At 65.0% G+C, this 23,099-nt stretch carries 19 protein-coding genes; 15 read left to right on the top strand and 4 right to left on the bottom strand.

Annotated elements, in window-relative coordinates:
* Window positions 1–114: 114 nt before the first annotated feature.
* The 4 genes from F3J43_RS16990 to F3J43_RS17005 are packed head-to-tail and all read left to right on the top strand — an operon-like array spanning window position 115 to window position 5,232.
* Window positions 115–600, top strand: coding sequence for a formate dehydrogenase subunit gamma (locus F3J43_RS16990; protein WP_166888989.1), 486 nt, complete (start codon window positions 115–117; stop codon window positions 598–600).
* Window positions 594–2,147, top strand: coding sequence for a formate dehydrogenase beta subunit (locus tag F3J43_RS16995; RefSeq protein ID WP_166889000.1), 1,554 nt, complete (start codon window positions 594–596; stop codon window positions 2,145–2,147). Before F3J43_RS16990 ends, F3J43_RS16995 begins: the two co-directional genes overlap by 7 nt.
* Window positions 2,144–5,029 (top strand): formate dehydrogenase subunit alpha, encoded by a 2,886-nt coding sequence (gene fdhF, locus F3J43_RS17000; RefSeq protein ID WP_166889002.1) that lies wholly within the window; start codon window positions 2,144–2,146, stop codon window positions 5,027–5,029. The genes F3J43_RS16995 and fdhF overlap by 4 nt, the downstream gene beginning before the upstream one ends.
* A complete protein-coding gene (locus tag F3J43_RS17005) occupies window positions 5,026–5,232 on the top strand; it encodes a formate dehydrogenase subunit delta (RefSeq protein WP_166889007.1) in 207 nt (68 codons plus the stop codon). Before fdhF ends, F3J43_RS17005 begins: the two co-directional genes overlap by 4 nt.
* Before the next feature lie 59 nt (window positions 5,233–5,291).
* Here F3J43_RS17005 and F3J43_RS17010 read toward each other — a convergent pair whose 3' ends face one another.
* The gene (locus tag F3J43_RS17010) at window positions 5,292–5,711 is read right to left on the bottom strand and encodes a GNAT family N-acetyltransferase (RefSeq protein WP_166889010.1); all 420 of its coding nucleotides are present in this window, start codon (window positions 5,709–5,711) and stop codon (window positions 5,292–5,294) included.
* Between the two features lie 149 nt (window positions 5,712–5,860).
* Between F3J43_RS17010 and F3J43_RS17015 the strand changes: the two genes are divergently transcribed.
* From F3J43_RS17015 to F3J43_RS17045, 7 genes are all read left to right on the top strand, one after another.
* Window positions 5,861–7,678 (top strand): ABC transporter ATP-binding protein/permease, encoded by a 1,818-nt coding sequence (locus F3J43_RS17015; protein ID WP_166889013.1) that lies wholly within the window; start codon window positions 5,861–5,863, stop codon window positions 7,676–7,678.
* Window positions 7,679–7,938: 260 nt separating this feature from the next.
* Window positions 7,939–9,669, top strand: coding sequence for a ShlB/FhaC/HecB family hemolysin secretion/activation protein (locus F3J43_RS17020; RefSeq protein ID WP_166889016.1), 1,731 nt, complete (start codon window positions 7,939–7,941; stop codon window positions 9,667–9,669).
* A 27-nt stretch (window positions 9,670–9,696) separates the two neighbouring features.
* Window positions 9,697–14,967, top strand: coding sequence for a two-partner secretion domain-containing protein (locus F3J43_RS17025; protein WP_166889019.1), 5,271 nt, complete (start codon window positions 9,697–9,699; stop codon window positions 14,965–14,967).
* An 8-nt stretch (window positions 14,968–14,975) separates the two neighbouring features.
* Window positions 14,976–15,356 carry a hypothetical protein gene (locus F3J43_RS17030; RefSeq protein WP_166889023.1) on the top strand — a complete coding sequence of 127 codons (381 nt, stop codon included), beginning with the start codon at window positions 14,976–14,978 and terminating at the stop codon, window positions 15,354–15,356.
* Window positions 15,357–15,442: 86 nt separating this feature from the next.
* Window positions 15,443–16,426: an IS5 family transposase gene (locus tag F3J43_RS17035; protein WP_166889026.1), complete on the top strand. Its 984-nt coding sequence runs from the start codon at window positions 15,443–15,445 to the stop codon at window positions 16,424–16,426.
* A 322-nt stretch (window positions 16,427–16,748) separates the two neighbouring features.
* A complete protein-coding gene (locus tag F3J43_RS17040) occupies window positions 16,749–17,063 on the top strand; it encodes a DUF7660 family protein (protein ID WP_205297923.1) in 315 nt (104 codons plus the stop codon).
* Window positions 17,064–17,140: 77 nt separating this feature from the next.
* Window positions 17,141–17,410 carry a hypothetical protein gene (locus F3J43_RS17045; RefSeq protein ID WP_166889030.1) on the top strand — a complete coding sequence of 90 codons (270 nt, stop codon included), beginning with the start codon at window positions 17,141–17,143 and terminating at the stop codon, window positions 17,408–17,410.
* Here the strand turns inward: F3J43_RS17045 and F3J43_RS17050 are convergent.
* The gene (locus F3J43_RS17050; RefSeq protein ID WP_166889033.1) at window positions 17,384–17,974 is read right to left on the bottom strand and encodes a biliverdin-producing heme oxygenase; all 591 of its coding nucleotides are present in this window, start codon (window positions 17,972–17,974) and stop codon (window positions 17,384–17,386) included. The genes F3J43_RS17045 and F3J43_RS17050 overlap by 27 nt on opposite strands.
* A gap of 363 nt (window positions 17,975–18,337) precedes the next feature.
* On the opposite strand from F3J43_RS17050, the gene F3J43_RS17055 reads away from it, so the two are divergent.
* The gene (locus F3J43_RS17055) at window positions 18,338–18,526 is read left to right on the top strand and encodes a hypothetical protein (RefSeq protein WP_166889036.1); all 189 of its coding nucleotides are present in this window, start codon (window positions 18,338–18,340) and stop codon (window positions 18,524–18,526) included.
* A 14-nt stretch (window positions 18,527–18,540) separates the two neighbouring features.
* Here F3J43_RS17055 and F3J43_RS17060 read toward each other — a convergent pair whose 3' ends face one another.
* Complete coding sequence (locus F3J43_RS17060) at window positions 18,541–19,326, bottom strand: sulfite exporter TauE/SafE family protein (protein WP_166889039.1); 786 nt, start codon at window positions 19,324–19,326, stop codon at window positions 18,541–18,543.
* 143 nt (window positions 19,327–19,469) lie between these two features.
* Window positions 19,470–20,081 carry a helix-turn-helix domain-containing protein gene (locus F3J43_RS17065; protein WP_166889042.1) on the bottom strand — a complete coding sequence of 204 codons (612 nt, stop codon included), beginning with the start codon at window positions 20,079–20,081 and terminating at the stop codon, window positions 19,470–19,472.
* Between the two features lie 113 nt (window positions 20,082–20,194).
* Between F3J43_RS17065 and F3J43_RS17070 the strand changes: the two genes are divergently transcribed.
* The 3 genes from F3J43_RS17070 (at window position 20,195) to F3J43_RS17080 (ending at window position 22,884) form a co-directional block, all read left to right on the top strand.
* The gene (locus F3J43_RS17070) at window positions 20,195–21,331 is read left to right on the top strand and encodes an NAD(P)/FAD-dependent oxidoreductase (protein ID WP_166889045.1); all 1,137 of its coding nucleotides are present in this window, start codon (window positions 20,195–20,197) and stop codon (window positions 21,329–21,331) included.
* Between the two features lie 12 nt (window positions 21,332–21,343).
* Entirely contained in the window at window positions 21,344–21,724 is a 381-nt protein-coding gene (locus F3J43_RS17075) for a RidA family protein (RefSeq protein WP_166889048.1), read from the top strand.
* 95 nt (window positions 21,725–21,819) lie between these two features.
* The gene (locus F3J43_RS17080; protein WP_166889051.1) at window positions 21,820–22,884 is read left to right on the top strand and encodes a YkvI family membrane protein; all 1,065 of its coding nucleotides are present in this window, start codon (window positions 21,820–21,822) and stop codon (window positions 22,882–22,884) included.
* The last annotated feature ends 215 nt before the right edge of the window (window positions 22,885–23,099 follow it).

Raw genomic sequence — 23,099 nt, forward strand, 5'->3', positions numbered from 1 at the left:
GGCGAAGAGGGCGACCGGGAGGCCTGCAGCCGTGGCAGGGCCGGATCGCCGCAGCCGAACACCGCCGGATCGGTTCCGTAGCGCGGGCATATCCGGGAGAGCGAGGTCCGCTGTATGCCTGATGAGTCCGACTACCTGCCCTTGATCCAGCGCGTCCTGCTCCGCGAGCAGCAGACCCCCGGCGCGTTGTTGCCGATCCTCCACGCCATCCAGGCCGGTATCGGCCATATCCCCGACGTCGCCATCGCCGAGATCGCCCACGCCCTCAATCTCAGCCAGGCCGAGGTGCGCGGGGTGATCAGCTTCTATCACGACTTCCGTACCACGCCGCCGGCCCGACATACCTTGCGCCTGTGCCGCGCCGAGTCCTGCCGCAGCCGCGGTGCCGAGGCGCTGGCCGCGCAATTGCGCGAGCAACTGGGGCTGGATGATCACGGCACCAGCGCCGACGGTGCGTTGAGCCTGCGCCCGGTCTACTGCCTGGGCGCGTGTGCCTGCTCGCCGGCGCTGGAACTCGATGGCCAGTTGCACGCCCGGGTCACCCCCGAGCGCCTGCGGGCGCTGGTGGCCGGTTGCCGTGAGGAGGCCAAGGCATGTTGAGCCTGTGCATCCCCTGCGACTCCGTTGCCCGTGCGGTCGGCGCCGACCAGGTGGCCGCGGCCTTGGCCCGCGAGGCCGAGCGCCGGCAGTTGCCGTTGCGTATCCAGCGCACCAGTTCACGTGGCCTGTACTGGCTCGAGCCGCTGGTCGAGCTGGACAGCGACGACGGGCGGCTGGGCTTCGGCCCGGTTGGCGTCGACGACGTGCCAGGCCTGCTCGATGCGCTGGTCGGTGATCCGGCCAGCCATGACCTGGCACTGGGCCCCGTGGCGGACATCCCGTACCTGAAGACCCAGCAGCGCCTGCTGTTCGCCCGGGCTGGCATCACCCGGCCGCTGTCGCTGGACGATTACCATGCCCATGGCGGTTTTGCCGGGCTGCGCCAGGCGGCGCTGCTGGAGGCCGACGAGGTGGTCGCCGCGGTGCTCGACTCCGGCCTGCGTGGCCGAGGTGGGGCGGCGTTCCCGGCGGGTATCAAGTGGCGCACCGTGCGCCAGGCCCAGGCCGCGCAGAAGTATGTAGTGTGCAACGCCGACGAGGGCGACTCCGGGACTTTCGCCGACCGCATGCTGATGGAAGGCGACCCGTTCCTGCTGATCGAAGGCATGCTCATCGCCGGTCTCGCGGTAGGGGCGAACAAGGGCTACATCTATGTACGCTCGGAGTACCCGGATGCCATCGGCGTGCTGAACGAAGCCATCCTGCTGGCCCGCGAGGCCGGCTACCTGGATGTGGCCGGTCAGGGCCTGGCCTTCGACCTCGAGGTGCGGGTCGGGGCCGGCGCGTACATCTGCGGCGAGGAGACCGCGCTGCTCGATTCGCTCGAAGGCAAGCGCGGCATCGTCCGGGCCAAGCCGCCGCTGCCGGCGCTGGAGGGCCTGTTCGGCCAGCCGACCCTGGTGCACAACGTGCTCACCCTGGCGTCGGTGCCGATCATCCTGGCCCGCGGCGCGGCGTTCTACCGTGATTTCGGCATGGGCCGCTCGCTGGGCACCTTGCCGTTCCAGCTGGCCGGCAATGTCCGCCATGGCGGGCTGGTGGAGCGGGCTTTCGGCCTGACCCTGCGCGAGCTGGTCGAAGACTACGGCGCCGGCACCGCCAGCGGCCGGCCGGTCAAGGCGGCGCAGGTCGGGGGGCCGCTGGGCGCCTGGGTGCCACCGGCGCAGTTCGACACGCCGCTGGACTACGAGGCGATGGCGGCCGTCGGCGCGATGATCGGCCACGGCGGCGTGGTGCTGGCCGACGACACCCTGGACATGGCCGGCATGGCCCGTTTCGCCTTGCAGTTCTGCGCCGAGGAGTCTTGCGGCAAGTGCACGCCGTGCCGGATCGGCTCGACCCGCGGGGTGGAACTGATCGACCGGCTGATCGCCAGCAGCGATCCGGCCTATCGCGAGAACCAGGCCGGGCTGCTGCGCGAGCTGTGCGACACGCTGCAATACGGCTCGCTGTGCGCCATGGGCGGGATGACTCCGTATCCGGTGGCCAGCGCCCTCAAGCATTTTCCTGCCGATTTCGGCCTGGCCGACCCGGAGGCCGCGCAATGATCAAGCACTTCGATCCCAACCAGGACATCGACCTGGGTACCCCGGCGCGCGTCAGCGACGTGCAGGTCAGCCTGGTCATCGACGGTCGCGCCATCAGCGTGCCCGCCGGTACTTCGGTGATGCGCGCCGCGGCCATGCTTGGCACCGCCATCCCCAAGCTGTGCGCCACCGATAGCCTCGAGGCCTTTGGCTCGTGCCGCCTGTGCATGGTCGAGATCGATGGCATGCGTGGCTACCCGGCCTCCTGCACCACGCCGGTCGGCGAAGGCATGGTGGTGCGCACGCAGACGCCGCGCCTGGCCGACCTGCGCCGCAACGTGATGGAACTGTACATCTCCGACCACCCGCTGGACTGCCTGACCTGCTCGGCCAACGGCAACTGCGAACTGCAGACCGTCGCCGGCCAGGTCGGCCTGCGTGAGGTGCGCTATGGCTACGACGGCGCCAATCACCTGGCCGAGCAGAAGGACGTGTCCAACCCGTATTTCGACTACGACCCCAGCAAATGCATCGTCTGCAACCGCTGCGTGCGGGCCTGCGAGGAGATCCAGGGCACCTTCGCCCTGACCATCACCGGACGCGGTTTCCAATCGCGGGTGGCGGCGGCCGGCGGCGACGACTTCCTCGATTCCGAATGCGTGTCCTGTGGCGCCTGCGTGCAGGCCTGTCCGACCGCGACCCTGAGCGAGAAGAGCCTGGTCCGGCTGGGCCAGCCCGAGCGTGCGGTGATCACCACCTGCGCCTACTGCGGTGTGGGCTGCTCGTTCCGTGCCGAGATGAAGGGCGACCAGTTGGTGCGCATGGTCCCGGACAAGAACGGCGGTGCCAACCACGGCCACGCCTGCGTCAAGGGCCGCTTCGCCTGGGGCTATGCGACGCATCCGGACCGCATCACCACGCCGATGATCCGCAAGCGCCTGGAAGACCCATGGCAGGAAGTCAGCTGGGACGAGGCGGTGACCTACGCCGCCAGCGAGCTGCGCCGCATCCAGCTCAAGTACGGACGAGACTCCATCGGTGGCATCACCTCCAGCCGCTGCAGCAACGAAGAGGCCTACCTGGTGCAGAAGCTGGTGCGCACGGCGTTCGGCAACAACAACGTCGACACCTGCGCGCGGGTCTGCCACTCGCCCACCGGCTACGGTCTCAAGCAGACCCTGGGCGAGTCGGCCGGGACCCAGAGCTTCGACTCGGTGATGCTGGCCGACGTGATCCTGGTGATCGGCGCCAACCCCACTGACGCCCACCCGGTGTTCGGCTCGCAGCTCAAGCGCCGCCTGCGCCAGGGCGCGCGGCTGATCGTCATCGACCCGCGGCGCATCGACCTGGTCGACTCGCCCCACGCCCGCGCCGAGTTGCACCTGCAACTGCGCCCGGGCACCAACGTGGCGATGCTCAATGCCCTGGCCCATGTGATCGTCAGTGAAGGCTTGCTCGACCAGCATTTCATCGATGCACGCTGCGAAACCGAGGATTTCGCCCGCTGGCGTGACTTCGTCAGCCTCGCAGAGAATGCCCCGGAAGTGCTCGGCCCGGTGTGCGGCGTGCCCGCCGAGCAGATCCGCGCCGCCGCACGGCTGTACGCCACGGGCGGCAACGCGGCGATCTACTATGGCCTGGGGGTCACCGAACACAGCCAGGGCAGCACGGCGGTGATGGGTATCGCCAACCTGGCCATGGCCACCGGCAACATCGGTCGCGAAGGGGTGGGGGTGAACCCGCTGCGCGGGCAGAACAACGTGCAGGGCTCCTGCGACATGGGCTCGTTCCCCCACGAACTGCCTGGCTACCGGCACATCTCCAACCAGAGCGTGCGAGCCGAGTTCGAGCAGGCCTGGGGCGTGAGCTTGCAGCCGGATCCTGGGCTGCGCATTCCCAACATGTTCGAGGCTGCGCTGGATGGCAGTTTCAAGGCGCTGTATTGCCAGGGCGAGGACATCGCCCAGAGCGACCCCAACACCCAGCACGTCACCGCCGCGTTGCTGGCGATGGAGTGCGTGGTGGTGCAGGACATCTTCCTCAACGAGACGGCCAAGTTCGCCCACGTGTTCCTGCCGGGCAGCTCGTTCCTCGAGAAGGACGGCACCTTCACCAATGCCGAGCGGCGTATCTCGCGGGTCCGCAAGGTGATGCAGCCGCTGGCCGGCAAGGCCGACTGGGAGGCCACCGTGGCCCTGGCCAGCGCCTTGGGCTACCCCATGCACTACCGCGACCCGTCCGAAATCATGGATGAGATCGCCCGTCTCACCCCGAGCTTCCACCGCGTCAGCTACGCCGAGCTCGAGCGCCACGGCAGCCTGCAATGGCCGTGCAACGACGCCGCGCCCGACGGTACGCCGACCATGCACATCGACCAGTTCGTGCGCGGCAAGGGGCGCTTCATGCTCACCGGCTACGTGCCCACCGATGAAAAGGTCAATAGCCGCTACCCCTTGCTGCTGACTACCGGGCGCATTCTCAGCCAGTACAACGTCGGTGCCCAGACCCGGCGTACCGGTAACGTCGCCTGGCACGACGAGGACCGCCTGGAAATCCATCCCAGCGATGCCGAGAGCCGTGGCATCGGCGAGGGTGACTGGGTGGGCGTGGGCAGCCGCGCCGGCCAGAGCGTGCTGCGTGCCAAGGTCAGCGCACGGGTGGCGCCGGGGGTGGTGTACACCACCTTCCACTTCCCCGAGTCCGGGGCCAACGTGATCACCACCGACAACTCCGACTGGGCGACCAACTGCCCGGAATACAAGGTGACCGCGGTGGAGGTGGTGAAGGTGTTCGAGCCTTCGCAATGGCAGAAACGCTACCAGCGCTTCAGCGACGAGCAGCAGCGCCTGCTCCAGCAGCGGCGTCAGGCCGAAGGTGCCGACAAGGTGGAGGTGCGCCGATGAGCAGCGACAACCTGGTCAAGATGGCCAACCAGATCGCCCATTATTTCGACAGCGAGCCGGATCGAGCCAAGGCGGTGCAGGGGGTGCGGCAGCACCTGCAGAGTTTCTGGACGCCGGCGATGCGCCAGCAATTGGCGGCCTGGCTCGAGACGCATGCAGGGGAGGGGGAGCGGCTCGACCCGAAGGTGCGGGAGGCGTTGTAGCCGCCGTACCGGCCTTGCCGGTGCCATCCCCGCAGCGCCTGTTTCGCCTGCCAGTTCGGTCAAGGGCACTGGCAGAAATAGACCAGCTCCGGATCCCCTTCGTCGAGGTGCTCGACAAACCCGCTCTCGACGAATCCCATCCGCGCCAGCAGGTGGCGCATGGGCAAGTTGGAGCGATTGGTGGAGGTGAACAGTTTTTGCCCCGGGCAATCGGCCTGTATCCATGCCACGAGCCCGGCCGCCAGACCGTTGCGCCGCTGCGCGTCGGCCACCATGACCATCTCGATGAACGCACAGCCGAAAAAGTGCCGGTGCGTTACCGCATAGGCGACCACCGCGCCCTGCGCCTCGGCCACCAGGCAACGGTAGTGCCTGAGCCAGTCGCCGATCTGCGCGGCACGCTGCGGATCCGTTCGGGCAACGCTGTCCAGCGCGATCATCGCGCTGCGGTCCTGGGGGCTGGCGGGGCGGATGGACATGCTCGGTTCCCTTGGAGAGCGACCTGGCGATTATCCATGGGCACAGGTCGCGCGCACAGCCTGTGACCCAGATGAAAAGTCCGTCATCTTTGCAGGCCTGAGGTAGCGCCGATGCTACGCTCGCGAAACCACCGTTGCGGATATCTACCATGGACATGAACTGGCACCAGGCCCTGCAAGAGAGCCTGAGCTGGCTGGCTATCGCCACAGGCATCACCTTTTTCTGCTTCACCGCCGTCGCCCTGCTGGCGGTGCGCTACACCCGCTGGGGGCGGCAGTTCTGGCAGTTGGCCGGGCCCTATTTCGACCGCCGCCGCAGTTGGCGGCCATTGCTGGCTTTCGCGCTGCTGCTGGTGCTGACGCTGTTCTCGGTGCGTCTGAACGTGCTGTTCTCGTTCTGGTACAACGGTTTCTACAGCGCCTTGCAGGGCCTGGACCAGACGGCGTTCTGGTTCCTGCTCGGAGTGTTCGCGGTGCTCGCCAGCATCCATGTGCTGCGTTCGCTGTTCACCTACTACGTGACCCAGGCGTTCAACATCCGCTGGCGGGTGTGGCTGACCGAGCGTCTGAGCGCCGACTGGATGCGCGGCGATGCCTACTATCGCGGGCAGTTCCTCGCCGAGCCGGTGGACAACCCCGACCAGCGTATCGAACTGGACATCAACGCCTTCGTCACCGGTTCGGTGTCCCTGGCGCTGGGCGCGGTGAGCGCGCTGGTCTCGCTGGTGGCCTTCACCGGTATCCTCTGGGGGCTGTCGGCGCCGCTGACCGTGGCCGGCATCGAGGTGCCGCGGGCGATGGTGTTCGCCGTGTATGTCTATGTGCTGCTGGCCACCTGGGTTGCCTTCCGCCTCGGCAAGCCGCTGATCCGTCTGAACTTCCTCAACGAAAAGCTCACCGCGAACTTTCGTTACGCGCTGATGCGCCTGCGCGAGAACGCCGAGAACATCGCCTTCTACCAGGGCGCGCAGGTGGAGCGGGGCACCTTGCTGGGCCGCTTCTTCGCGCTGATCGGCAATGCCTGGGCGCTGGTGTTCCGGAACCTGAAGTTCAGCGGCTTCAACCTGGGCATCAGCCAGGTCGCCGTGGTGTTCCCGTTCATTCTCCAGGCGCCACGGTTCTTCAGCGGCGCGATCAAGCTCGGCGACGTGATGCAGACCTCCCAGGCGTTCGGGCAGGTGCAGGATTCGCTGTCGTTCTTCCGTGAGTCCTACGACACGTTCGCCCAGTACCGCGCCACCCTGGACCGTCTGACCGGCTTCCTCGACGCCAACCAGCAGGCCAGCGCCTTGCCCCGGGTATTCAGCGAAAGCCAGCCGCGGGCCCTGGACATCAGCGGCTTGCAGGTGAGGCGCCCCGATGGCCATGCCCTGATCGCCGACCTCGACCTGAGCCTGCAGGCCGGCCAGGCCCTGCTGATCAAGGGGCCATCGGGCAGCGGCAAGACCACCTTGCTGCGCGCCCTGGCCGGGCTCTGGCCCTATGCCGAGGGCGAGGTGCGGCGGCCCATGGGCAACCAGGCACTGTTCCTTTCGCAGCGTCCGTACCTGCCCCTGGGCGACCTGCGCACCGCCATCGCCTACCCGGCGGACGCCAATCCCGAGCAGGACGCCCGCATGCAGCAGGCCCTGCGCCAGGTCAACCTGGCCCACCTGGCCGAGCGCCTGGACACCGCCAACGACTGGTCGCACATCCTCTCGGTGGGCGAGCAGCAGCGCCTGGCGTTTGCCCGGGTGCTGTTCAACCAGCCGCAGGTGGTGTTCCTCGACGAGTCCACCTCGGCGATGGATGAAGGGCTGGAGCATGCGGTGTATTCACTGCTGCGCACGGAAATGCCGGCGACCCTGCTGGTCAGTGTCGGGCACCGCAGTACCTTGGCGGGGTTCCACTCCCATCGCCTGGAAGTGGACGGGCAGGGTGGCTGGGCACTGCTGGAGCAGCAACCTTCGGTCGGAGCGCCAGCCTGACACCACACCCCCTGCGCTGTACGCAGGGAACAATGCCTTGCAGGGGCGGCTGAAGCCGCGCCTGCAGACGGCGCCGTAGTCCAGTCCCGGCGAGCTCGAGCCGGGCGTACGGGCGCTGGCAGGGAAACATTACCCTATCCCCGATCCTCTCCGAAGTCGGCAAACTGATTCTGAGCGATGGCTAATTGACGTCAATATGATGTCAATTTAATATCGCGCGCTTTATCGATTTTGCTCTTGCGACTTTCGAAGGATCGAGGATGTATCTCCCTGTTTCTGGTGCACGCCTGCGTGTCGTGCTGGCCAGCTTTTGCCTGTCCGCCGCGTTCAATACGGCGGTGGCCGCCCCCTTCAGCAACCCTGGCGACCAGGACCTGATCCGCGAACGGCAGAACCGCCTGCTGGAAGAGCAGCAGCGGCGCCTCGAAGAGCTCAAGCAGCTGCCCGGCGAACGTGCCGCGCCACCGCCGCCCTCGGATGCTGGCGAGGGACGCTGCTTCCCGATCGAGACCCTCGAGCTCAAGGGCGCCGACAGCCTGTCGGCGGGCGAGCGCGCGCGCCTGATCGCCCCCTACATCGGCCAGTGCCTGGGCGCGGTCCGGCTCAACGACCTGCTCAAGGTCATCACCGATCAGTACATCGCCAGGGGCCTGGTGACCAGTCGTGCCTACCTGCCCCAGCAGGACCTGTCGACCGGCCACTTGCAGGTGCTGGTGGTCGAGGGCCGTCTCGAAGGCCTCAAAGCCGCCGAAGGCAGCGGGATCGGCCCTCGTGAACTGGCCATGGCGTTCCCTGGCCGGGAAGGCGGGTTGCTCAACCTGCGGGAAGTGGAGCAACTGGTCGACCAGCTCAATCGGTTGCCGTCCAACCAGGCCAAGATGCAACTGACGCCCGGCCAGGCCGTCGGCGGCAGTGTCGTGCAGGTCGACAACAGTCGGCAAAAGCCCTGGCGTGCCGGCCTGTCGCGCAGCAACGACGGGCAGAAGAGCACCGGTGAACAGCAGTGGGGCGCATCCCTGGAGTGGGACAGCCCGTTGGGGCTGGCCGACCAGTTGCTCGTGCGTGGCGGTCACGATGCCATCAGCGATCACCAGAAGACGTCGAGCAACGCCATGCTCCACTACAACCTGCCGTTCGGCTGGTGGAACCTCAGCTACAGCTACAGCCAGAGCGACTACCGCTCGCTGGCACGCGCCGACGGCTATCCCTTCAAGTGGAGCGGCGACAGCCAGAACCACCAGTTGCGCCTGGAGCGGGTGATCCACCGCGACGCGCTCAGCAAGACCTCGCTGAACGCCGGCCTGGCCCACCTGCGCACCCGCAACTACATCGAAGACAGCAAGCTTGCCGCCAGCAGCAACCGCTTGAGCGAGGCGCAGTTCGGCATCAACCATGGCCGGCGGATCGGCGGTGCCTTCGTCAACCTCGACCTCGGCCTGCAGGACGGTGTCGGGGCACTGGGCGCCCAGGACCAGGACGAACGCGACAAGCATGGCAACCGCCAGCCCAACGCGCGCTACCGCAAGTACACCGCCACCGTCAGCTACTTGCAGCCCTTCAAGCTGGGCGGCGAGTCGCTGGTGTTCAGCAGCCTGGTCACGGCCCAGCGCAGCGAGGACATCCTGTTCAGCCCGCAGCGCATGAGCCTGGGCAGCCAGTCCTCGATCCGCGGCTACAAGGACCAGAGCCTGGCCGGCGACAGCGGCTACTACTGGCGCAACGACCTGCGCTGGAGCCGCCAGGTGGGCTGGGACTGGCTGCGCCCGGTGCTGGCCGAATACGGCGTCGGCCTGGGTTATGACCTGGGCGCCATCGACAACGGCCGCTACAACGCCGCCCAGCACGGGCGGATGTCCAGCGACTCCATCGAGCTGTTCACCCGTGGGCCCCACGTTGCCGCCAGCGTGACCTTCGCCCATTCCCTCGAGCGTCCGGACGTGGTGAGGGACGCTGAAGCCCCGGTCTACTTCCGCCTCGATTTCTTCCTTTAACACCGTTTCAACGCCGAGATGCCCGACATGGACGTTCGTCAGTTCACCTTCCTGGTTCGCCAGCCTTCCGCCGCCCTGAAACCGCGCGACACCTTCTGGGGCCTGTCCAAGCGCGGCCTGGCGTTCATGCTGGCGAACATGATGTTCTGGCAACCGTTGGTGGCGATGGCCGACGGCATCGTGGTCAACGGCAGTGCCACCAGTGTCGGCCAGGCCGGCAACGGCGTGCCGGTGATCAACATCGCCACGCCCAATGCCGCCGGCCTGTCCCACAACCGCTTCAGCGACTACAACGTCGGCCAGCAGGGGGTGATCCTCAACAACGCCACCGAGCGTACCCAGGCCACCCAACTGGGCGGCTTCGTCGTCGGCAACGACCAGCTCCATGGCCGCGCGGCGAACGTGATCCTCAACGAGGTCAACGGTACCCGCCCCAGCCAGCTCAACGGCTACACCGAAGTGGCGGGGCAGTCGGCCCATGTCATCGTCGCCAACCCCTATGGCATCACCTGCAACGGTTGCGGCTTCCTCAACACGCCACGCGCCACCCTCACCACTGGCCGGCCGGTGATCGAGAACGGCCAGGTGCAGCGTTACCAGGTCGAGCAGGGCAGCGTCGCCATCGAGGGCGCGGGGCTCAATGCCAGCAATGTCGACCAGTTCGAAATCATCACCCGCAGCGCCAGGATCAACGCCCAGCTCCAGGCTCGCCACCTGGCGGTGGTCGCCGGCGCCAACGACGTCGATGCCCAGAGCCTCAAGGCCACGGCACGGGCTGCCAATCCGGCGGACGCACCGCAGTTGGCCATCGACTCGTCGGCCCTGGGGGGGATGTACGCCGGGGCCATCACCCTGGTCGGGACCGAAGCGGGGGTGGGGGTCAAGCTCGACGGCCAGTTGATCGCCAGTGGCGGTGATATCCAGCTCGATGCCAATGGCCAGTTGCGCCTGGCCGAGGCCAAGGCGGAACAAGGCGCGGTCAAGATCACCGCCGGCCAGCTCGAGGCCCGGGGCGCGGTTTACGCTGGCACCGATCTGCAGGTCAAGACCCAGGGCGATCTGGACAACCGCCAGACCCTGGCCGCCGCCGGGCGCGTCAGCCTCGACAGCGGCGCTCGCCTGAGCAACCACGGCGTCATCGAAGCCGGAGTCAACCCCGACAGCAGCCGCAATACCACCGGTGACGTGCAGTTGCGCGCGCAGCGTCTGGACAACCGCGGACAGAGCGTGGTGGCCAGCCGCGACCTGCACATAGACGCCAGCCAGACCCTGGACAACCAGGGCGGTACCTTGAGCGCCCAGCGTCAGCTGACGGCCAGTGCCCAGACGCTGGACAACCGTGGCGGCGGCCGGCTGCTCAGCGCAGGTCGCAGCGATCTGCAAGCCCGCCACCTGCAAAACGGCCAAGGTGGGCTGATCAAGGCCGATGGCGCCATCGACGCCAGGGTCGGCCAGTTGGACAACAACGGCGGCGAGCTGTCCAGCCAGGGGACGCTGAGCGCCCAAGTGGCCAGCCTGGACAACCAGGCCGGCACGCTGACGGCCGGCCAACACCTGAACCTTGTGGCCAGCGGTGCGCTGAACAACCAGGGGGGACGAGTCTCCAGCCAGCAGACCCTGGACCTGACGGCCGGACAGGTAGACAACAGCAGCGCCGGGCGCATCGCCGCGGGCCAGGCCCTGGCGGCCCGCGTCAGCGGCCTGGACCAGCATGCTGGCGGTCACCTGACCAGCGCCGGGACATTGAGCCTGGACCTCGGCCACGGCCACCTGGACAACCAGGGCGGGCTGATTCGCGCACCTGCGGCGCTGCAACTGCTGAACCTCGCCAGTGTCGACAACCGTGGCGGGGAAATCGCCAGCGCCGCTGCTTTCACCCTGCAGGCCGACAGTCTCGACAACGGCCAGGGCAAGCTCCTCGGCGAGCAGGCGCTGACGGTACGCCTTGCCCGGGCGCTGGACAACCGCGGCGGCCTGCTCGCGGCCATGGCCCTGGATATCGGCGCCGCCAGCCTGGACAACCAGGGGGGACGCATCAGCGCCACGCAAGGCCTGGCACTGCAGCTTGGCGGGGCGCTGGACAACCGTCACGGCGAGATCCTCGGCGCCAGCACCACGCTGGGCAGTACGTCGCTGGACAATCGCCAAGGCCTGGTCCAGGGCGGGCAGCAACTGACCCTCGAACAGACGGGCACGCTGCTCAACCGTGAAGGTCGCCTGCTGGCCGGCCAGGCGCTGACGCTCGGCGCCGCCAGCCTCGACAACAGCCAGGGCACGCTCACCAGTGAAGGTGTGCTGCATGCCGTGATCCAGGGCCAGTTGCTCAACCAGGCCGGGCTGCTGGCGGGCAACACCCGCCTGCAACTGCACGCGGCCAGCCTGGACAACCAGGCCAAGGGACGGATCACCGCCAAGCAGGCGCTCGCCCTTGGCGTCGGCCAGTTCGATAACCGAGGCGGCAGCGTTTCCGCCCAGGGCACGCTGCACGCCGACGGCGCCCGGCTGGACAACCGCGAAGGGGGGCTGGTCAGTTCGGGCCAGGCCATGACCTTGGCGGTGCAGGCCGTGGACAACCGCGCAGGCGAAGTCTCCAGCGCCACCGACCTGACCTTGCTCGGCGCTGAACTGGACAACAGCAGCGGCGGCCGCCTGCTGGCCAACGGTGACTTGCGCCTGACCTTGCAGCGCCTGGACAACCACCTCAAGGGCCTGGTGTCCGGCCAGCGCATAGTCGATCTGCAGGCGCTGCAACTGGACAACAGCGAGCAGGGCAGCCTGTATGCCAAGCACGGCCTGTCGCTGCACCTGGGCGCCGGGCTGGACAACCGTCAAGGGACGCTGCGCAGCGATGCCGGCCTGACCCTGCAGGCTGCCAATGCCGACAATGACGGCGGCCGGGTCAGCAGTGCCGACGTCGACAACCAGCACGGCGAGATCTCCAGCCAGCAGGCCTTCATCCTGGCGGCCCGTAGCCTCGACAACAGCCAAGGCAAGCTGGTCAGCGACCAGGCCCTGACCCTGCGCGTCGAGCAACTGTTGAGCAACCTCAAAGGCCGTATCAGCGCCAACGGGCTCGACAGCCGCAGCGCCGGCCTGGCCAATGCCGATGGCATGATCAGCAGCCTGGGCGGCCTGCAGGCCACGGTCGACGGCCTGTTGGACAACCAGCGCGGCACCCTGGTCGGCGACGGTGCCGGGCAGGTACGCGCCAGCCACCTCGACAACCGCGGTGGCGACTTGCATGGCAAGGGCGCACTGAGCGTCGAGGCCACTCGCCTGGACAACCAGGACGGCAAGCTGATCGGCACCGATAACCTGGGCGCGACGTTCAAGGATGTCACCTCGAGCCAGAACCTGCGTGGCTATGCCTCGGGCGCGTTGACCGCCGGCTTTACCGCCGGCGTGCTGGACAACGCGTTCGGGGTCACGGGGGACAACGTCAACCGGGTGACCAAGGGCTTCGACCTCAGCAAGCTGTCCGATATTGGCAAGTTCACCGCTTATTCGGCTGCGCAGGGCGCCGCCCAGGCGTCGTTCAGCACCGCGCTGCAAGGTGGCAGCCTCGGGGACAACCTGCGCAGTTCCCTGGCCTCCCAGGCGCAAGGCGTGCTGCGCGGCGTCGCGTTCAATGCCGTGGGAGACTTCGCCGGCGATCACAAATGGGCGAACGCCAGCCTCGAGAAGACCGCGCTGCATGCATTGGTCGGCGGCCTGCTCAGCGAGGCCGAGGGCAAGGGCTTTACCACCGGCGCGTTGGCGGCTGGCGCCAACGAGGCGCTGAGCGATGGCTTGAGCAAGCTGGTCAAGGGTGACAAGCAACTGGAGCTGATGGCCTCGCAGTTGGTCGGTCTGACCTCGGCGGCGATGATCGGTGGCGACCTGCAGACCGGGATCGACATCGCCAAGGATGCGACGGCGTACAACCGTCAGTTGCACCCTGAGGAGAAGCTCCTGATCAAGGAGAAGGCGGCAGAACTGACACGTGAGCGTGGTCAGCCGAAGCTGGAGGGGTTCACCTGGGAAGAGTTGCTGACACTGGCCAGTGACAGCCAGTTGGACAACAGTGCCGAGCGCAAATACAACGCATTGCGCGCTGCATTGAAGGCCGACTCGCAACAAGGCAACCCACTGATCGCGAAGTTCGACAGTGACATGAAGTTCGCCAGTACGGTCGTGCAGCAAATGAGCGAGCTGGGCACGCCGCTGCACTGGAAGGATGGCTCGGTCATCACCGCGCATGGCAAGGAAGTGCGTGCGTTCCAGGCGACGGCCGAGCAGAAGGCGGACAGTCAGCTGTTTGCCAGCAATGGCAGCGGCAGCCTCGGGCCTATGGCTGGCAACCTGCAGGGCGATGCCGAACGCTTCGGTGCAGAGACGGCGGTGAAGCGGCATTCTGAGATCGGCCTGTTCAAGGGTTCCAGCGACGCGTCCGATACGACGATGCAGCGTGTTCGGGACTCGACCATTGGCGGATTGAAGGACTTCACCCTGCTGGATGTGATGCCGTTGGGGCGTGCGGCCAGTGTCGGCGGCAAAGCGGCAGCGGCCGTCGAAGCCAAGGTGGCGGAACAGGTGGGGGAGGCTGTTCTGAAGGGCGGCGCGACCTACGTTGAGAGCAAAGTCATCCAGGCCAATACCACGGTACAGCTGAGCGAGGCGGTGACGCTGGCGGGCGGGAAGGTGCTGCCCAAGGGCAGTGTGGTGACGGTGGCCGACGATACGATGAAGGTCGTTTACCCGAATGGGGTGAGTGAGATAGGGTCGTATGGCAAGGCGGTGGGGCAGCCGTTGGCGTTGCCGGGGGCTAACGGTGCAAAAGGAGGGCCAGCGAGTAATCTGAATCCGACGAGTGCTATAACAGACGCTGAGGCTGGAACCAGTGGATTGGCAAAGATAGGTTCTTTGAAGGGAGAGCCTGAGCTGCCACCAAAAAATGCAAGTCCGGACATGATTCGATCAATTGAGCGTCAAAATGAAGCTTCGAAAGGACTTGCTCAAGCTGGATATGATGTTGAGCAGTTGGCAAATTCTGGGAAAAAAGGAGCCAACCCTGATTTGCGGATTAATGGTGAACTAGCTGATGTTTTCTCGCCAATCACCAATAGTCCAATTTCAGTGCTGAAAACAATAACCGGTAAAGTTGAGACTCAGGCTAGCAATATTGTTGTGAATTTGGCTGACTCTCCATTGACCTTTGAGCAGATAGAAAACGCACTGCGCTCGAATCCTGTCGAAGGCTTGAAAAAGCTTTATTTGATGAAGGGCGGGGAATTTAGGGTGATAGGGGCAGCGAAGTGACAATTACAATGAATCTTGAGATTGAAGTTGGAATTTCCTTTGAAGAAATTGCTTCAGTGCTCTCAGTGATGGGGGCTGAGCACGCAATTGAAAGTGGTTATCTAACAGGTAACTTTAAATATTCAGGTGTTTATTTTGTATTTCGTTGCTTTAGTACACCTGAGGACGTTGCTGCTGAAGGGGTTAATGTTGATTGGAAAGCAGGTATGAGTGGAGCGTTTCATTGCCCTATAAAATATTTGCTGGAGAGTTCTGAGGATATTAAGTCTTTCCTTGCGAAGCTGTCGATAGAGACGGATTTTAAATTTGTTCTTTCTTTTCAGTACGAAAGTTTGTATGTGATTCGTGATGAGTTTGGTATTAATTTTCTGAAAAACATGGTTGATTAGGGATTCTCCGAACAAGTCAGCACAGGTCATCTGACCTGTGCTGAAATAGCCCTCCGTCCAACTGCCCTCTCCAAGCCCGCCATCCCATGAGCCAGATGAGCTTTTCCGATTTCGAGTACGCCGGTAAGCGCAAGCAAACCCGCCGCGAGCGTTTCCTGGCCGAGATGGAACAGGTGGTGCCGTGGAGCGGGTTGGTGGCGTTGATCGAGCCGCATTACCCAAAGGCTGGCGGTGGCCGCAAGCCGTATCCACTGGAAACCATGCTGCGCATTCACCTGTTGCAGAACTGGTTCTCGTTGAGTGATCCGGCCATGGAAGAGGCGCTGTACGAGATTACTTCAATGCGCCAGTTTGCTCGGCTAACGCTCAGCGCACCGATCCCCGAAGACACGACGATCATGAATTTCCGGCACCTGCTGGAGAAGCATCAGTTGGCGGCGGGCATTCTGGAAACCATCAACAATTACCTGCAAGACAAGGGCCTGTCGTTGCGCCAGGGCACCATCGTCGACGCCACTATCATCCACGCACCCAGTTCGACCAAAAACAAGGAAGGCAAACGCGATCCTGAAATGCACCAGACGAAGAAAGGCAACCAGTACTTCTTCGGCATGAAAGCGCACATCGGAGCCGACGCAGAATCGGGCCTGGTACATCATGTTCATGGCACCGCCGCCAACGTGGCTGACGTGACGGAAGTGGCCCATCTGTTGCACGGTGGCGAGAACATTGTCTGTGCTGACGCCGGTTACACCGGCGTAGAGAAACGGCCTGAGCACGACGGTCGGCAAGTGATCTGGCAGGTCGCGGCGCGACGCAGCACCTACAAGCATTTGAGCAAACGCAGTGCGCTGTACAAGGCCAGGCGCAAGATCGAGAAGGCCAAAGCCCAGTTACGTGCGAAGGTCGAGCATCCGTTTCGGGTGATCAAGCGTCAGTTCGGTTATGTGAAGACCCGCTTCCGCGGCCTGGCTAAGAATACGGCGCAATTGACCACACTGTTCGCGCTGTCGAATCTGTGGATGGTGCGCCGGCAATTATTGTCTACTGCGGGAGAGGTGCGCGCGTGAGGGCAGAAAACCAAGGCTATGCCTTGGTTTTCCAATAATCAGCGGCTGAAAATCGGGGGTTTCGGCATCTCCAAGCAGTCTATTTCCGGCTGGTGGGTAACTTAATAGCTTTTCGGATGGTAGGGTTCTTCAAGCAACAATTGATGATTTGAAATCTGGAAAGGTTTCTCCAGCTGACTTGCCAGCTATTCGAGTATTTGAAAGGGATGGCCTGGTCTATAGCTTAGATAATCGTCGAGTTCTAGCTGCGTCTGCAGCCGGCGTGCCCATAAAAATTGTTCCCGTCACCGAGGCCGAAATAGCCAAGGAGATTGGGAGGAAGATGACTACGCCAAACAACGGTTCTATAATTTTGTTCGCGGGGTTTGTAAGTAGGTGGCTTATGGATTTGGATAAGATGATTGAGAGTATTAAAACAAGAGAGGAGTTTGCAGATTTTATTTGTGAGCTTAAGGATGATTTGGAGTTAAATTCAGGCGAATGGGAAAATCCTACGTTGGAAAGGTTTTTGGATGCGATGGAAGCTTGGGTTCGAGCAATGAGCTTCTATGCAATGAACTCTGGAGATGAGGAAGCCCTTATCCCTAGTTGGCAGACATTTGCAAAAATATTGTTTGCATCTAAGATTTATGAGTAGTGTTAGCGTTTTAATTGGCTCGTTGGTGCAAAAAGTAACAGTGTTGCTGACTCTACCGGGCGCACGTCGGCCCGCCCATGGCGCGTGGCGTCGGGGTCGGCCTGGCCACGATGCTGGTGTTCTACACGTTCATCTTCTTTAACCTGCTGATGGTGGCCATCCCGCGGGCGGCGGTCCGTTATGGGTTGGCGCTGTTGCTGGTGCTGGTGGTGCTGGTCTACTTCAACCCTTTGCATCCGGTGCGCGCACTGGGGTTCGCCGCGTTGTGCGGGGGGCTGTGCCTGGTGGTGATCGTGTTGACGCCGTGGGGCACCCGGCTGCTACAGGGTGTGGTCCGGCTGCAGTAGCACACCTTGTTGATCGAGCCACTGCTCGAAGCACTCGAAAGTCGCGATGGCGGTGTCGACCGATTGGGCCTGGGTGGTAGCGCTCGCCTCGGCCAGCCGTTGCAGGAATGCCCGCCAGTTCGCGCCCGTCGCCGGGCCATACACATCGAGGAAGGCGCCGCCGCTGTCGGCGTCGATGCCCAGGCGTTCGGCCATGGCGCGCTTGAGCACCTGGCCGCCGAGGGTGGAGCCTTCGAGCACGTACATCACGCCCAGGGCGCTGGCCGCGCTGTCGATGCCGGGTAGGGTGTGGCAGCGGGGCAGGGCGTCGATGGCGTGGGGCGTGTGGTTCAAGGCGCGCAGGTCGCGGGCCAGGGCTGGCGCCTTGCGTCGTTCGAGCGGCTGGTAGCCGGCCAACGCGGCATCCAGTGGCGCATGGAAGCCATGGTAGGCCTCGACCAGGCGCCGGTAGGCCGGCAGGTCGAAGCCTGCGCTGAAGAACGGCAGGCGTTGTTCCAGGCCTTTGTGGCAAGCGCGGGTGCCTTCGCGCAGGGCGTACAGCAGGGGGCTGGCGGTTTTGGGCATCGTCACGCTTCTGGCCGTGGAGGTAGACGCGATACTGCCAGAAACCCGTGGCCGGTCACCACTGCGGCCGTGCGTGTACTCTGCCGCGTATCTGCAATCATGGCGCCTTTCGAGACGAACTGACTCAAGGACGCATCATGGGACGTGCGCGCCTGCACGGCCTTGCTGGCGATTGACGATGAGCTGATGACCGGGCTGCACACCATCGTGCGGCGCGAGGCGGGGCCCAAGGGCAAGCTCGAACTGACCCTGCGCGTCTGAGCCAACTACCTGTACCGGGTGTCGCGCGGTGCGCCTTATCAAGTCAGCGAGTTGCATGCCGAGGCACCGGTCCCGCTATTGGCGCCCAACCTGAGTGGCTTCATGGCGTTCGACGCCCTGACGGGCCAGCTGTATGCCACCGACAAGAGCCTGCTCGAACGCGGCTGTGGACTGGTGCAGCACTGGCGCTACGATGGGGCGCTCATGCGCCCGGAGCGGGTGGCCAGGATGGACCGTTGCGGCTATGTGAACCCGGAGTTCTGGCCGGTGCTGTGGCGAGCCGAGGGCTAGCCTCGGCCCCCGAATCAGAACGCCAGCTTGTAGCCGATCAGCAGCAACATGGTCGCCAGGCACGGCCGCAGCACGCGGTCGGAGATGCGCCCGGTCAGGTGGCTGCCAAGATAGATACCCGGCAGCGACCCCAGCAGCAGGTAGCCCAGCAGCGACCAGTCCATGTTGCCCATGCCCGCGTGGCCCAGTCCGGCGACCAGGGTCAGCGGCACGGCGTGGGCGATCTCGGTGCCCACCAGGCGGCGGGTGACCAGGAACGGGTAGAGCAGGAACAACGCCACGGTGCCCAGGGCGCCGGCGCCGATGGAGGTCAGGGTGACCATCACGCCCAGCACCACGCCGGTGATCACGGTGAGGGTGTTCAGGCTGCGCTCGCTGAGGTGGTAGTGATCGCCGGCGTGCTTGCTGGCGAAGGCCTGCAGGCGCGACTTGAACAGGATCGCCAGGGCCGTGAGGATCAGCACCACCGCCAGGCCTTGCTTGATGATGGCGTTGAGCGCCGAGGTATCGGTGTGCAGGGTGCTGAGGAACCACAGGGTCAGCGCTGCGGCCGGTACGCTGCCCAGGCTCAGCAGGCCGGTGATCTTCCAGTCGATGTTCTTGTTGCGCCCGTGCACCCAGACGCCACTGGCCTTGGTGATGGCGGCGTAGAGCAGGTCGGTGCCCACGGCGGTGGCCGGGTTGATGCCGAACCAGAGCAGGATCGGGGTCATCAGCGAGCCGCCGCCAACGCCGGTCATGCCAACGATGAAGCCCACGACCAGTCCGGCAATGGTGAAACCGAAAGAACCTACATCCATACGCTACTCGACTGCCCAGCTTTGCCCGTGATCGGATGCAGCCCAGCATATAGATTTTTTTATAGCCAAATAGACTTGTTCGTTATTAGGTTATAACCGCGCCTGCGCGCCTTGAGATGCCCCCCGCAGGTGCCGGCCGAGCATCAGCGATCGGTCATCACCACCATCACCTGGGCATCGCCGCCATCCTCGCTTTCCGACAGGTAGATGTGGCCCACCTGGCTGTCGAAGTACGCCGTCTGCTGCGGCCCGATGCTCACAGCCTCGCCGGTCTCGAACTCGATCCGTACCCGTCCGCTGATCACCATGGCGAACTCCTGGCCGGGGTGGCGGATAAAGTCGTCGAACTGGCCGCGTTCGCGAGCGAAGATGCGGGCATAAGCCGGGGTCATGCGCCGCTCGGGGAAGGCGCCGGCGATCGGATAGTAGTCGTAGGTGCCGGTGGAATAACCTGCCACCTGGGCCAGGGAATCGACCACCACCGTGGCTGGGGCCGGGGCACTGGCCGTGGGGCTGGAGCGGAACAGTTGGGCGATGTCCAGGTTCAGTCCGCGGGCGGCGGCGGCCAGTTTCTCGTAGCTGACCGCCACTTGCGCCAGTTCCATCTTCGACAAGGTGGAAAGCGGCACGCCGCTGGTTTCCGACAACTGCTTGAGGGTCATCTGGCGAGCCTTGCGCATCTGGCGCAGGCGCGCGCCGACTGCGGTGCGATCGAGCAGGGGAGGGGCAACAGCGGCGGTGCGGTCGTCGGGCATCGGGGCTCTCGGGCGGTGTTCGGGTCGGGCATCTTACCGTGGGCGCTTGCGTATTTCGAAATTCTCATATATTAGAATTCTCATAAATGATAATTAGCGCCGCAGGAGCGAGCATGGCACAGATCCACGACACCCTGATCATTGGCGCCGGCATTGCCGGTGCCTCCCTCGGCTACCGCCTGGCCGGTCAGCGCCAGGTGCTGATGCTCGAGCGTGAGGCGCAGCCGGGCTATCACTCGACCGGGCGCTCGGCCGCGATGTTCATGGAAGCCTACGGCACGCCGCAGATCCAGGCGCTGACCCGTGCCAGCCGGGCGTTCTACGAACAGCCGCCGCAGGGGTTCTGCGAGCATCCGCTGCTGGAACCGCGTGGCTGCCTGTATGTCGCCAGCCTGGAGCAGCGCGACCTGCTCGACGCCACCTACGCGCAGAATTTGGCCAACGGTACCGCGGTCAGCCTGCTCGATGCCGAGGCCGCGCTGGCGCTGGTGCCGAGTCTGCGTGGCGAGCTGTTGGCCGGCGCGGTGCACGAGACCGGGGCCATGGACCTGGACGTGCATGCCTTGCACCAGGGCTTCCTGCGAGGTTTTCGCCAGGCTGCAGGCGAGTTGCGCTGCAATGCCGAGGTGGTCCAGGCCTGGTACCTGGACGACCTCTGGCATGTCGAGCTGGCCAGCGGCGAGCGCCTGCAGGCGCGCCAGCTGGTCAACGCCGCCGGTGCCTGGGCCGACCGTGTGGCCGAGCAATGCGGCGTCGGCCGTATCGGCCTGCAGCCCTGCCGGCGCAGTGCCTTCATCTTCCCAGGGCCGGTGGAGCATGCGTTTGCCCACTGGCCGGCGGTGATCGGGGTCGATGAAAGTTTCTACTTCAAGCCCGACGCTGGCCAATTGCTCGGTTCGCCAGCCAACGCCGACCCGGTCGAGCCGCAGGACGCCGCGCCTGAGGAGCTGGACCTGGCGCTGGGCATCTACAACATCGAGGCCATGACCACCCTGCAGATCCGCCGGCCCAGCCACAGCTGGGCCGGCCTGCGCTCGTTCGTCGACGACGGTGACCTGGTCATCGGCTTCGATCCCCAGGCACCCGCGTTCTTCTGGCTGGCGGCCCAGGGCGGCTATGGCATCCAGTCGGCCGCCGGGGCGTCGCGCCTGGCCGCCGACCTGCTGCTTGGCCAGCCGCTGTGTGCCAGTCTTGTCGCCCAGGGGGTCGAGCCTGCGCGCCTGTCCCCGGCACGTTTCAGTCAACCGTGAAAGGAGAGTCCCATGAGCAATGCCATCCAGCGTTTCCCCAGCAGCCTGCCGTTCCCGTTTTCCCGTGCGGTGAAGGCCGGCGGTTTCCTGTTCCTGTCCGGACAGATTCCGATGAACGCCACCGGCGAGGTGCTGCGCGGTGACATCCAGGCCCAGACCCGCGCCGCCTGCGAGCGCATCGGCGAGAGCCTGGCGGCCTGTGGCGCCCGCTTCGACCAGGTGGTGAAGGCTACCGTGTGGCTGTCGGACATGAGCCACTTCGCCGGTTTCAACGAGGTGTACAAGGAGTTCTTCGGCGCCGCGCTGCCGGTGCGCTCGACCGTGGCCTCGGCGCTGGCGCTGGGCGTGGATGTAGAGATCGAGGTGCAGGCCTACCTCGGCCAGGACAACTGACCAAGGCGCTGTGGGAACGGGCTGCGCTGGAGCTATCGCAGAGCAAGCCCGTTGCCGTGCAAGAAACGACACCACAATAAGAACTAGAGGTGCACATGCAAGAACAGTTGAAGATCGCTGGCGCGTTCGTTGGCGTGATCGTGGGGGCGGGCTTTGCGTCCGGGCGGGAGCTGCTGCTGTTCTTCGTCGATTTCGGGGTCTGGGGCCTGGTCGGCGCGCTGATCAGCGCGGGGCTGTTCACCTTCCTTGGCATGGCCCTGGCCGGGCTCGGCAATCGCCTGCGGGCCACCTCGCACAAGCAGGTCATCGAGGCCATCTGCGGACGCCACCTGGGCCGCTTCGTCGACTGGTTGATCACCTTCTTCATGTTCGGCGTGATGGTGGTCATGCTCGCCGGTGGCGGCGCGTTGCTGGAGCAGCAGTTCGGCATTCCGGCGCTGGCCGGCAGCGTGCTGGTCACGGTGCTGGTGGTGGCCATCGTCTGCCTCGACGTGCAGAAAGTGATGGTCGCCATCGGCGCGATCACGCCGCTGTTGATCCTGGTGGCCTCGGCCATCGCCCTGTACGCGGTCTGCACCCGCAGCCAGAGCTTCGCCGCCCTCGACCAGCTGGCCAGCGAACAGGAGGCTGGTACCCGGCACTGGCTGCTCGGGGCATTCCTCTATGTGTCCTATAACATCGTCGCCGGGGCGCCGATCCTGGCGATCCTCGGGGGCTCGGCGCGCAATGGCCGGGTGGCGGTGATCGGCGGGCTGCTCGGTGGAGCGGCGCTAGGCGGCCTGATGCTGGTAATGAGCGCGGGGCTGCTGGCACGGCTGGATAGCGTGGCGGCACTGCCGATGCCGATGCTGTCGATTGCCAGCGAGGTGTCGCCGCTGCTGGGCGTGGTGATGTGCCTGATCATCTTCGGCATGATCGTCAATACCGCGGTGGGCACGTTGTTCTCGTTCCTGTCGCGCTTGCTGCCGGCAGGCACGCGGCAGTTCCGCTGGGGCTCGGTGCTGACGGGCGCGGTCGGGCTGGTGTGCAGCCTGGTGGGGTTCATCAGTCTGGTGGGGCAGGTGTATCCGCTGTTCGGTTACCTGGGCTTCGTGCTGATGGCGGCGGTGCTGATGGGGTGGGTGAGGCGGGGCAAGGGCAGGGACGTGGCGGTGGTGTGAGGCGGGTTCGCCGGCAAGCCAGCACCTACGGATTCTGTAGGCGCAAGCTTGCCGGCGAAGGGTACTGCCTTAGATACGGAAGCTGCCTACCAGTTGCTTCAACCGCCCGGCCTGCTGGCTCAGGGCGTCGCAGTGGCGCAGGGTCTCGTTGAGGTTCTCCACGCCTTGCTGGTTCAGCGCGTTGATCTGGGTGATGTCCAGGTTCAGGCTCTCGA

It is taken from the genome of Pantoea sp. Cy-639 (genome assembly GCF_011752525.1).
GTDB lineage: Bacteria > Pseudomonadota > Gammaproteobacteria > Pseudomonadales > Pseudomonadaceae > Aquipseudomonas.